Below are 11,118 nucleotides of genomic sequence, written 5' to 3'. Positions count from 1 at the left end.
CGCCCCCTCGAGAGGCCGAGTGGAGGTTCTGCGCAGTGGGCAACCCGGCATGGATGCCGGGTTAGCCGCCCCCGGCCAGGGATGGCCGATGGCGGCGGGCCCACGGAGCAGGACCGGAGCGAGGGCATGCCGAGCCACAGCGAGGCACCGAACGAAAGGGGCAAGAGCCCTTGGTTACTTGGGGCTTTTCCAAGTGACTCGCCGTAAGGGCGAAACCAATAGCCGCCATCACCACAGAAACGGATATGTACTCAATCAACCACCACCAACATCCCCCCCACAACCACCGCCAACACCAACGCCCAACTCACCAACAACCGACGCCACAATCGCGGCGCATGGCGCATTTCCATAAAGCCATCAGTAATCAACCAGGCCTTGACAACCGCCACCAGCAAAATGGCCACGGACAACACCCCAGTCGCCCCCGACTGCGCCAGCAACACAGTGCTTACGCTCAGCGTGGCCAGCGCTGCCCAGCAGACAAACAAAAACCTGGAAGCAGACATGAAAACCTCATCAACCCAGCACGTAAACCAGCGGAAACAACACCACCCAGATCAGATCAACCATGTGCCAATACAACACGCCGGATTCAAATCCGCTGCGATTACTGGCGTCGTACAACCCACGACGGCAACGCTCGGCCAGCCATCCGAGGATGAACATGCCAAGCAACACATGAAGAAAATGAAACCCGGTGAGGATCCAGTACAGCGTGAAAAACGTGTTGTGCTCCATCCCCAGCCCCGAGTCCAGCAAGTGTCGGTACTCGGTGATTTTCAACACCACATAGACACTGGCGACGAGCAACGCGGCCAACAGCCAGGCAGCGCCGTGGCGAGGCCGTGAGCGCCTGACTTGCGCCTGCGCCAGCGCCGCGAACAGCCCGGCGGTCAGCAGGCTCAGGGTCATCGCCAGACCGGTCGACGTGTTCAGCAACAGACGGCTTTCACTGAACAGCTGCGGCTTGAGTGCCTGGGTCACGGCGAACACCAGAATCAGAATGGCAAACACCGACAGCTCGGCCAGAATGAAAAACCACATCGCCAGATCGCCCGGCAAATGCCTGGGCGCAACGCCGCCGGGCTCAACCGAAGTGGACATCAACCACGTCCATCAGCGCCGCAACGGTCAGCGGATCGTCGCTCAATGGTTCGGCCAGGCAGGCCATGCACGCCTCACGCGGGCTCATGCCGGCGCGGATCATTCGTGCGGTGAAAATCAGCAACCGCGTCGAAGCGACTTCCTCCAGATCATGCTGATCGAGCCGCCGTAGCGCCTGCCCCAGCCTGACCACTTGCGCTGCCAGCGCGCTGTCCACCTGAGCCTCGCGGGCAACAATGCGCTCCTCATCGGCCACCGGCGGGTAATCGAAACGCATCGCCACGAAGCGTTGTCGGGTACTGGGCTTCATGCCTTTGAGCAGGTTCTGGTAACCGGGGTTGTAGGACACCACCAGCATGAAGGACGGCGGCGCCTGCAACACCTCGCCGGTGCGCTCCAGGAACAATTCGCGACGATCGTCGGCCAGCGGATGCAACACCACCACGGTGTCCTGGCGCGCCTCGACCACTTCGTCGAGATAACAAATGCCGCCTTCGCGTACCGCGCGGGTCAGCGGTCCGTCCTGCCACCAAGTGCCCTGGGCACCGATCAGATGGCGACCGATCAAGTCAGCCGCGCTCAGGTCGTCGTGGCACGCCACGGTGTACAGCGGCAAGTTCAACCGATGCGCCATGTGCTGGACGAAACGGGTCTTGCCGCAACCGGTCGGCCCCTTGATCAGCACCGGCATGCCATGTTGCCAGGCCTGCTCGAACAGCGCCTCCTCATTGTTGAGCGGTTGGTAGAAGGGTTCGGCCTTGTGTTCGCCAGACGGGAGATGGTCCATGGGGCACCTGATTCAACAACAGAATTGAGGGACACGCTACGGACCCCTGCGACAACCTGGCAAGTGACATGGCCGACAAACTTGATCGCCGTCAAGCGGGCATTGGCCTGCTCGGGCATAGCCTTGCAGCGCACTAAGAACCTGCGTCCTGCGCTGTCGTTCCAGCGCATCGCAAAGGTCTTGCCTGAGGAGAAATGGAATGCTGATCAGCAATAGAAAAACGTTTGCTCTGACCGTCGCCACCCTGTGTTCGACACTGGCCTTTGCGGTGTCTCACGCAGCCAGAGCCAACGAGCCCGCCGCCTCACCGCCCATGGTCAAAACCGCTGGCGCTCCCGACATGAGCCGGGCCGAGTTCGATTCATCCAAGGAAATCTACTTCCAGCGCTGCGCCGGCTGTCACGGCGTGCTGCGCAAAGGGGCGACCGGCAAGCCGCTGACCCCGGACATCACCCAGTCGCGCGGGCAACCGTTCCTGGAGGCTTTGATTACCTACGGTTCACCGGCAGGCATGCCGAACTGGGGGACGTCCAATGCCCTGACCAAGGAGCAAATCACGGCCATGGCCAAGTTCGTTCAGCACACGCCGCCGACACCACCGGAATGGGGCATGGCCGAGACGCTGAAAACCTGGAAGGTGCTGGTCAAACCCGAGGATCGTCCGAAAAAACAACTGAGCAAACTTGACCTGCCCAACCTGTTTTCGGTGACGTTGCGCGATGACGGCAAGATTGCCCTGATCGACGGCGACAGCAAGAAAATCGTCAAGCTGATCGAGACCGGTTATGCGGTGCACATCTCGCGGATCTCCGCCTCGGGCCGCTACTTGCTGGTGATTGGCCGCGACGCCCGGATCGACATGATCGACCTGTGGCCGGTGGAGCCGACCAAGGTCGCCGAAGTCAAAGTGGGCATCGAAGCGCGCTCGGTCGAGACCTCAAAATTCAAGGGCTACGAAGACAAGTACACCATCGCCGGTTCCTATTGGCCGCCGCAGTTCACCATCATGGACGGCGAAACCCTGGAGCCGAAGCAGATCGTCTCGACACGCGGCATGACCGTCGACAAGCAGGAATATCACCCTGAGCCGAGGGTCGCGGCGATCATCGCGTCCCACGAATGGCCGGAGTTCATCGTCAACGTCAAGGAAACCGGCAAGGTCATGCTGGTCAATTACCAGGACATCAAGAACCTCACCGTCACCTCCATCGACGCCGCGCCGTTCCTGCATGACGGCGGTTGGGACAGCACGCACCGCTACTTCATGACCGCCGCCAACAACTCCAACAAAGTCGCCGTGATCGACTCCAAGGAGCGCAAGTTGACCGCGCTCGTGGACGTCGGCAAAACCCCGCACCCTGGGCGCGGCGCCAACTTCGACCACCCGACCTACGGGCCGGTCTGGGCCACCAGCCACCTGGGCGACGAAGGCATCTCGCTGATCGGCACCGACCCGGTCAAACACGCGCAATACGCCTGGAAACAGGTCGCCTCGATCAAGGGCCAGGGCGGTGGATCGCTGTTCATCAAGACCCACCCCAACTCCCGTCACCTGTACGTCGACACCACCCTCAACCCGGACGCAAAACTCAGTCAGTCGGTGGCGGTGTTCAACATCGACAAGCTCGACGCCGGCTACACCGTGCTGCCCATCGCCGAATACGCGGGCATCAAGCAAGGGGCGATGCGCGTCGTGCAACCGGAATACAACAAGGCCGGCGATGAAGTCTGGTTCTCCGTGTGGAGCGGCCAGGCCGACGAATCGGCGCTGGTGGTGATCGACGATAAAACCCTGAAGCTCAAGTCAGTCATCAAGGACAAACGACTGATCACACCCACCGGAAAGTTCAACGTCTACAACACCCAACACGACATCTATTGAGCTCCATCAATGCAAGGAAACACCATGAAAAATACTCTGCTTTCACTGTTCGCCCTGACCGCTGCGCTGAGCGTGCAACCGGCCATGGCCCAGGACGCGCTGGAGCTGTTCAAGAGCAAACCCTGCGCCGCCTGCCACTCCATCGACACCAAACTGGTCGGCCCGGCACTCAAGGATGTAGCGGCCAAGAATGCGGGCGTGGCCGGGGCCGCGGACACCCTGGCCAGTCATATCAAGAACGGCACACAGGGCAATTGGGGACCGATGCCGATGCCGGCAAACCCGGTCACGGATGAGGAAGCGAAGATTCTCGCGACCTGGGTCCTGACGCTCAAATAACCGCCTGGAGGGCGCCATGATGATTTTTCGAAAGGCTCTGGTTCTGGCGGCCCTCCTCCTCATTTGCGCAACCACGGTTGCCGCGCCCGACGCCCAGCGTCAGGCGCAACTCGAACACCTGCTGGCCCAGGACTGCGGCGCCTGCCATGGGCTGCACATGACCGGCGGCCTCGGCCCCGAACTGACCCGCGCAGCGCTGGCGGGCAAGTCCAGGGACAGCCTGATCGCCACCGTCACCCATGGCCGGCCCGGCACCGCGATGCCCGGTTGGGCCCCGCTGCTCAGCACCGCCGACATTGGTTGGCTGATCGATCTTCTTCTCCAGGGATATCCCGCACCATGATCCGTTCAATCCTGCTGTCAGCGGCGACCGGGCTGTTATTGTCCGCCTGCGCTCAGCCACCCTTGCGTGGCACCGGCGACTTGGGCGTGGTGGTGGAACGCGCCACCGGCAGCCTGCAAATCATCGAAAGCGACAACCGCACTTCGCTGGCCCGGCTCGAAGGGTTGGGCGACCTGTCCCACGCCTCGGTGGTGTTCTCCCGCGACCAGCGCTTTGCCTATGTGTTCGGCCGCGACGGTGGTCTGAGCAAGATCGACCTGCTGACCCGACGCATCGATCACCGAGTGATCCAGGGCGGCAACAGCATCGGCGGCGCCATCAGTCAGGACGGCAAGCTGATCGCTGTCTCCAACTATGTGCCGGGCGGGGTCAAGGTCTTTGATGCACAGACCTTGCAGCTGGTGGCCGACATTCCCGCCACCCCGCTGGCCGATGGCAGCAAGCGTTCCCGCGTGGTCGGCCTGGTCGACGCGCCCGGCCAGCGTTTTGTGTTCAGCCTGTTCGACACCGGCGAGATCTGGACCCTGGATTTCAGCCAGGGCACCACCCCGCAGATCAGCCGCTTCACCAACATCGGCGAACAACCCTACGACGCGCTGATCACCCCGGACGGGCGCTACTACATGGCCGGCCTGTTCGGCGAAGACGGCATGGCGCAACTCGACCTCTGGCATCCCGAGCGCGGGGTAAAGCGGGTGCTCGGTGATTACGGACGCGGCCAGGCAAAACTGCCGGTCTACAAAATGCCGCACCTTGAGGGCTGGGCCGTCGCCGACCATCAGGCCTTCGTCCCCGCTGTCGGTCGCCATCAAGTGTTGGTGATGAATTCGCGCACTTGGCAGCAGAGCGCCGTGATCCCCGTGGCCGGCCAACCGGTGTTCGTCACCTCGCGCCCGGACGGTCGGCAACTGTGGGTCAATTTCGCCTACCCGGACAACGATCGGGTCCAGGTGATCGACACCGAAACCCACGCCGTGGTCGCCGACCTGCGACCCGGCCCGGCGGTGCTGCACATGGAATTCACCGCACGCGGCGATCAGCTGTGGCTGTCGTTACGCGACGGCAATCAGGTACAGGTCTGGGACCCGTACAGCCTGAAACAGCTGAGCACCCTGCCGGCCACCGCGCCGAGCGGCATCTTCTTCAGCAGCCGCGCACAAAAAATGGGCTATTGAAATGGACCTCGACCTGCTTGCCTGCCAATTGATTGATCGCTTCCAGCATGGCATGCCGCTGTGTCCGGAACCTTATCGTGAAATGGCCCAGGTGCTGGGTTGCAGCGAGTCGCAAGTGATCGCCTGCCTGCAACGCCTGGAACTGGCCGGGGCCTTGTCGCGGATCGGCCCGGTGTTCGACCACAGCCGCGCCGGCGCCAGCACCCTCGCCGCCCTCGCCGTGCCCGCCGAACGCCTGCATCAAGTTGCCAAGCGCGTCAGCCAGTACCCCGAGGTCAATCACAACTATGCGCGCGAACATCACTACAACCTGTGGTTTGTGTTGACCGGCCCCGATCGCCAACACATCGAGCGCATTCTCGAAGAACTGGAGTACGACACCGGCCTCACCCCACTGGACCTGCCGATGTTGACCGCTTACCGCATCGACCTCGGCTTTGCCCTCGGAGAAAGCCGATGAAAGCGCCATTGAATCCCAAACAGGCACTGGCCCTGCGGCGGCACCTGGAAGGCGGGTTGCCGCTGGTCTCGCGTCCTTATCAGGCACTCGCCGAACGGATCAACGCCGAGGAAAACCAGGTGCTCGCGCAAATGCACCAGTGGCACGAGCAAGGGTTGTTCCGCCGGGTTGGCCTGGTGCTCAACCATCGCGCGCTGGGCTTTACCGCCAACGCAATGCTGGTGCTGGACATTCCGGATGCGTTGATCGACGAAGTCGGCCAGCGCCTGGGGCGAGCGCCCGGCATCACCCTCTGCTATCAGCGGCCGCGACGCCTGCCTGACTGGCGATACAACCTGTTCTGCATGGTTCACGGTCGCCAACGCGATCAAGTCGCGGCGCACATTCAGGCGCTGCTCGAAGAACACCTGCTGAGCGACCTGCCCCACCAACTGCTGTTCAGCACCCACGCCTTCAAACAATGCGGCGGGCGCTTTGCGCCTTCATCAACAGGAGCCTCCGACCGTGGATGACCTCGACCGTCGACTGATCAACCGCTTGCAACTGGGCCTGCCGCTGGTGCGCCATCCCTGGAAAGTACTGGCCGCCGAACTGCAAAGCAGCAGCAGTGAACTGCTCGATCGGCTCCACGCACTGCTGGAGGACGGCGTGCTCACGCGCTTCGGCCCGATGTTCGACATTGAACGGCTGGGCGGTGCCTTCACGCTCGCGGCGCTGGCGGTGCCGGAAGAACGCTTCGAAGACGTCGCCGAGCAACTGCACGCCCTGCCGGAAGTGGCCCACAACTATCGACGCGAACACGCCTGGAACATGTGGTTTGTGCTCGGTTGCCCGACCGAACAAGGCATTGCCGAGACCCTGCAGCGCATTGAATCCCTGACCGGCTTGCCGCTGCTGAATCTGCCCAAAGAGGAGACCTACCATGTCGGTTTGTATTTCCCGGTCTGAAGACACCCTGGCCCATCGCCTGATCGAGCTGACCCAGACCGGCCTGCCCTTACTGGACGACCCTTGGGCCTGGCTCGCCGAGCAGCTGGACTTGAGCATCGAATCCACCCTGGACTTGCTCAAGCGTTTGCAGGCCGAGGGCGCCATCCGGCGCATCGCCGCCGTCCCCAACCACTATCGCCTGGGTTATCGCTACAACGGCATGACGGTCTGGGATGTGCGCGACGCCGACATGCCGCGCCTCGGTGCGCTGATCGGTGCGCAGCCCTTCGTCAGCCATTGCTATCGACGCCCGCGCCGTGAGGACTGGCGCTACAACCTGTTTGCCATGGTGCACGGTCGCAGCAGCGAGGAAATCGACAGCTACCGCGAACACCTGCGCTACTTGCTGGGCGATGCCTGTGCCGCCGACGAGATGCTGGTGAGCAGCCGCATCCTGAAAAAAACCGGATTGCGCCTGCCACCCGCAACGCACTGAAGGCGCGCCGACTCAAGGAGAGTTGCATGTTAAGGATCAGCCAATACCTGCGTGCGCTGGCCGGCCAGGCGCCCGCCCCCAGAACCAGCCCACCGGGCAGCAACCGACCGCCCGTGGTGATCTGGAACCTGCTGCGGCGCTGCAACCTGACCTGCAAACACTGCTACGCAACCTCAGCCGACAGTGTCTTTCGCGATGAACTGGATACGCCCGCCGCACTGAGCGTGATCGATGATCTGCGCGCTGCCGGGGTGAAAGTGCTCATCCTGTCCGGCGGTGAACCGCTGCTGCGCGATGATCTGTTTGTGCTCAGCGCCTATGCCCGCGCCAAGGGTTTCTTTGTTGCCTTGTCCACCAACGGCACGCTGATCGATGAGCACAACATCACGCAGATCCGCGCGGCGAATTTCGACTATGTCGGGATCAGCATCGATGGCCTGGAAGCCACCCATGACGCCTTCCGCCAACTCAAGGGCAGTTTTGCCAGTTCCATGCGGGCGATCCGCCTCTGTCGCGAACAAGGTATTCGGGTCGGCCTGCGCACCACCCTGACCCAGGAAAACCATGCGCAGCTTCCCCAATTGCTGGCGCTGATGCGCGAGTACGACGTGCAAAAGTTTTACCTGTCGCACCTCAACTACAGCGGTCGCGGCAAACGCAGCCGCCAGCTCGACGCCCGGCAACAGATGAGCCGCGAGGCGATGACGCAGATTTTCGAACGAGCCTGGGAAGACATCGCGCAGGGTCGCGACAGCGATTTCGTCAGCGGCAACAACGATGCCGACGCGGTTCTGTTGCTGCAATGGGTAGGGCTGCATCTGCCCGAACATTACCCGCGCCTGGAACACATGCTGCGCGCCTGGGGCGGCAATGCCTCGGGCAGCGGCATCGCCAACATCGACAACACCGGCGAAGTGCACCCGGACACCTATTGGTGGCAGCACTCGGTGGGCAACGTGCGGCACACGCCGTTTCGCACGCTCTGGCTGGACCGGCCGGACACCTTGTTGCAACAGCTGCGGGCGCATCCGCGCGCCGTCGGCGGCCGCTGCGGCCAATGCCGCTGGCTGGACATCTGCAACGGCAACACCCGAACCCGCGCCTGGGCCGAAGGCGATCTGTGGGGGCAGGATCCCGGTTGCCACCTCAGCGATGAAGAAATCGGTGTGCCGCCCATCACGACAATCCCTTGCGTCATGCACTGAAGCATCCGCCTGGCAAGCCCCGGCCAACCTGATGAAGAACCAAGGACGTCCCATGTACCCATCGATTATTTTACCGGCCGCACTTGCGTCCCTGTTCAGACCGGGCGAAGTCGCCCTGGTCGGCGCGGGCCCCGGCGATCCACGCCTGCTGACCCTGCGCGCCTGGAGCCTGTTGATGCAGGCCGACGCCGTGGTTTACGACCGTCTGATCAGCCCCGACCTGCTGACGCTGATCCCCCTCACTTGCGCCCGGCATTACGTTGGCAAGGCCAGCGGCTGCCACAGCCTGCCCCAGGAACAAATCAACGAGCTGCTGGCCGACCTCGCCGAGCAAGGGCAACGCGTGGTCCGGCTCAAGGGTGGCGACCCGTTCATTTTCGGTCGCGGTGCCGAGGAGTTGCAGTATCTGCTGCAGCGCAACATCGACTGCCAGGTGGTGCCGGGCATCACCGCCGCGTCCGGGTGCAGCGCTTACGCCGGCATCCCGCTGACGCACCGGGACCTGGTCAACTCCTGTCGATTCATCACCGGCCACTTGCAACACGACGGCGAGTTGAAACTGCCTTGGCGCGATCTGGCCGACAGCAGCCAGACCCTGGTGTTTTACATGGGCTTATCGAACCTCGGGGTGATCGCCCGGCACCTGATCGAGGCCGGGTTGTCGGCCGACACACCGGCAGCGCTGATCAGCAACGGCACGCGACCCGACCAGCACGTTGCCCGTGGTTTGTTGCACCAACTGCCGACGTTGGCGCTGGAGTGCCCGCCCGGTATTCCGACGCTGACGGTGATTGGCAAGGTGGTCGATCTGTTCGCCGCACAACCGATGGAATACCCGGCGCGCTTTTATCCTGTTCAGGCGTTGCAACGGCACGGCAAGGTGGCGCTATGAAGCGCGGGCTGCTGCTGCCGTTGTTATGGGTCAGTGTCGCCGCTGGCGCCGCTGATCCGGCACTTGAACACGCCGCGAACGACTACCGCCAGCATTGCCAAAGCTGCCATGGCGCCAACCGTTTCGGCGGTACCGGGCCGGCGTTGTTGCCAGAGAGTCTGAGCCGGATCAAACCCGATGAAATCCGCAGCGTGATCCAGAACGGTCGCCCCGCAAGCCAGATGGCCGGCTTTGCCAACGTGTTCAACCCGGCGCAGATCGACGCGCTGGTGAGCTACCTTCAGCAACCGCCCGCCACCGCGCCGACCTGGAGCAACGACGAGATTCGCGGCAGCCACTCGATGCTCGCCGACATCAGCAAGCTGCCCACCACGCCCCAGCATGGCGCCGATCCGCTGAACCTGTTCGTGGTGGTGGAAGCTGGCGATCACCACATCAACATCCTCGACGGTGATCGTTTCGAGGTGCTGGCGCGGTTTACCTCGCACTTTGCCGTGCATGGCGGGCCGAAGTTCTCACCCGACGGGCGCTTCGTCTACGTCGCCTCGCGCGATGGCTGGGTCAGCCTGTACGACCTGCACAACCTGAAACTGATCGCCGAGGTCCGCGCCGGGCTCAACACCCGTAACCTGGCGGTGAGCAAGGATGGTCGCTGGGTGTTGGTGGGTAACTATTTGCCGGGCAATCTTGTCGTGCTGGATGCCCGCGATCTGTCGCTGGTCAAGACCATTCCAGCCATCGGCCGGGACGGCACGGCGTCACGGGTCAGCGCGGTCTACACCGCGCCGCCACGGGACAGTTTCATCGTCGCGCTCAAGGACGTGAAGGAAGTCTGGGAACTGTCGAGCGCCGGGACTCCGGACTTCGAGCCGCGACGGATCGAGGCTGAGGACATGCTCGACGACTTTTCCTTTTCACCGGACTACAAGCAATTGCTGGCCACGTCGCGCAAGGCCAAGGGTGGTCAGGTGATCGACCTCGACAGTGGCAAGGTGGTCACCGACATTCCGTTGCCGGGCATGCCGCACCTGGGGTCCGGGACCTATTGGAAACGCAACGGTCAGTGGGTGTTTGCCACGCCGAACATCAGCAAGGGGCTGATCTCGGTCATCGATTTCAAGACTTGGAAGCTGATCAAGGAAATCCCGACGCTGGGGCCGGGGTTTTTCATGCGCAGTCACGTCAATTCGCGGTATGCCTGGACGGATGTGTTCTTCGGGCCGGACAACGATGCGATTCATTTGATCGACAAACAGACTCTGGAAATCGCCCGTACCTTGCGTCCGATGCCTGGCAAGACGGCGGCGCACGTCGAGTTCACTCGCGATGGTCGGCATTTGCTGCTGAGTATTTGGGCCACTGATGGGGCGCTGATTGTTTATGACAGTGACACGCTTGAGGAGATCAAGCGTATCCCGATGAACAAGCCGTCGGGCAAGTACAACGTTGGCAACAAGATCGAGTTTGTGGAGGGGACTTCGCATTAGGGGTTGGGGTTGGGG

Annotated in this window: 14 protein-coding genes; 11 read left to right on the top strand and 3 right to left on the bottom strand. The window is 62.6% G+C overall.

Annotation, left to right across the window (positions count from 1 at the left end):
• Positions 1–251 precede the first annotated feature (251 nt).
• Genes KGA97_RS27710 through KGA97_RS27700 form a run of 3 tightly spaced genes read right to left on the bottom strand, consistent with a single transcriptional unit; the run spans position 252 to position 1,894 of the window.
• Entirely contained in the window at positions 252–509 is a 258-nt protein-coding gene (locus KGA97_RS27710) for a cytochrome C oxidase subunit IV family protein (protein ID WP_008043677.1), read from the bottom strand.
• Positions 510–519: 10 nt separating this feature from the next.
• The gene (locus KGA97_RS27705) at positions 520–1,107 is read right to left on the bottom strand and encodes a cytochrome c oxidase subunit 3 (protein WP_223481867.1); all 588 of its coding nucleotides are present in this window, start codon (positions 1,105–1,107) and stop codon (positions 520–522) included.
• Entirely contained in the window at positions 1,091–1,894 is an 804-nt protein-coding gene (locus KGA97_RS27700; protein WP_008043675.1) for a CbbQ/NirQ/NorQ/GpvN family protein, read from the bottom strand. The genes KGA97_RS27705 and KGA97_RS27700 overlap by 17 nt, the downstream gene beginning before the upstream one ends.
• Before the next feature lie 313 nt (positions 1,895–2,207).
• Between KGA97_RS27700 and nirS the strand changes: the two genes are divergently transcribed.
• Genes nirS through KGA97_RS27645 form a run of 11 tightly spaced genes read left to right on the top strand, consistent with a single transcriptional unit; the run spans position 2,208 to position 11,103 of the window.
• Complete coding sequence (nirS, locus tag KGA97_RS27695; RefSeq protein ID WP_223413864.1) at positions 2,208–3,776, top strand: nitrite reductase; 1,569 nt, start codon at positions 2,208–2,210, stop codon at positions 3,774–3,776.
• Positions 3,777–3,800: 24 nt separating this feature from the next.
• Positions 3,801–4,115 carry a c-type cytochrome gene (locus KGA97_RS27690; protein ID WP_008043673.1) on the top strand — a complete coding sequence of 105 codons (315 nt, stop codon included), beginning with the start codon at positions 3,801–3,803 and terminating at the stop codon, positions 4,113–4,115.
• A gap of 16 nt (positions 4,116–4,131) precedes the next feature.
• Positions 4,132–4,458, top strand: a complete 327-nt coding sequence (locus KGA97_RS27685) for a c-type cytochrome (protein WP_223481866.1) — start codon at positions 4,132–4,134, stop codon at positions 4,456–4,458.
• Positions 4,455–5,633: a cytochrome D1 domain-containing protein gene (locus KGA97_RS27680; protein WP_223481865.1), complete on the top strand. Its 1,179-nt coding sequence runs from the start codon at positions 4,455–4,457 to the stop codon at positions 5,631–5,633. Before KGA97_RS27685 ends, KGA97_RS27680 begins: the two co-directional genes overlap by 4 nt.
• Position 5,634: 1 nt before the next feature.
• On the top strand, positions 5,635–6,093 hold the full coding sequence (locus KGA97_RS27675; protein ID WP_223481864.1) for an Lrp/AsnC family transcriptional regulator: 459 nt from the start codon (positions 5,635–5,637) through the stop codon (positions 6,091–6,093).
• Positions 6,090–6,605 carry an Lrp/AsnC family transcriptional regulator gene (locus KGA97_RS27670; RefSeq protein WP_008034419.1) on the top strand — a complete coding sequence of 172 codons (516 nt, stop codon included), beginning with the start codon at positions 6,090–6,092 and terminating at the stop codon, positions 6,603–6,605. The genes KGA97_RS27675 and KGA97_RS27670 overlap by 4 nt, the downstream gene beginning before the upstream one ends.
• Complete coding sequence (locus KGA97_RS27665) at positions 6,598–7,041, top strand: Lrp/AsnC family transcriptional regulator (protein WP_192226448.1); 444 nt, start codon at positions 6,598–6,600, stop codon at positions 7,039–7,041. The genes KGA97_RS27670 and KGA97_RS27665 overlap by 8 nt, the downstream gene beginning before the upstream one ends.
• On the top strand, positions 7,016–7,519 hold the full coding sequence (locus KGA97_RS27660) for an Lrp/AsnC family transcriptional regulator (RefSeq protein ID WP_008043669.1): 504 nt from the start codon (positions 7,016–7,018) through the stop codon (positions 7,517–7,519). Before KGA97_RS27665 ends, KGA97_RS27660 begins: the two co-directional genes overlap by 26 nt.
• A 26-nt stretch (positions 7,520–7,545) precedes the next feature.
• Positions 7,546–8,724, top strand: coding sequence for a heme d1 biosynthesis radical SAM protein NirJ (gene nirJ / locus KGA97_RS27655; RefSeq protein ID WP_207286766.1), 1,179 nt, complete (start codon positions 7,546–7,548; stop codon positions 8,722–8,724).
• 52 nt (positions 8,725–8,776) lie between these two features.
• Entirely contained in the window at positions 8,777–9,616 is an 840-nt protein-coding gene (cobA, locus tag KGA97_RS27650; RefSeq protein ID WP_008043667.1) for a uroporphyrinogen-III C-methyltransferase, read from the top strand.
• The gene (locus KGA97_RS27645) at positions 9,613–11,103 is read left to right on the top strand and encodes a cytochrome D1 domain-containing protein (RefSeq protein WP_207286767.1); all 1,491 of its coding nucleotides are present in this window, start codon (positions 9,613–9,615) and stop codon (positions 11,101–11,103) included. Before cobA ends, KGA97_RS27645 begins: the two co-directional genes overlap by 4 nt.
• The last annotated feature ends 15 nt before the right edge of the window (positions 11,104–11,118 follow it).

This window comes from Pseudomonas sp. BF-B-15, assembly GCF_019946675.1.
GTDB lineage: Bacteria > Pseudomonadota > Gammaproteobacteria > Pseudomonadales > Pseudomonadaceae > Aquipseudomonas > Aquipseudomonas migulae.
Note: the sequence above shows the minus strand (reverse complement) of the source record. Positions and strands in the feature narration are given on the sequence as shown.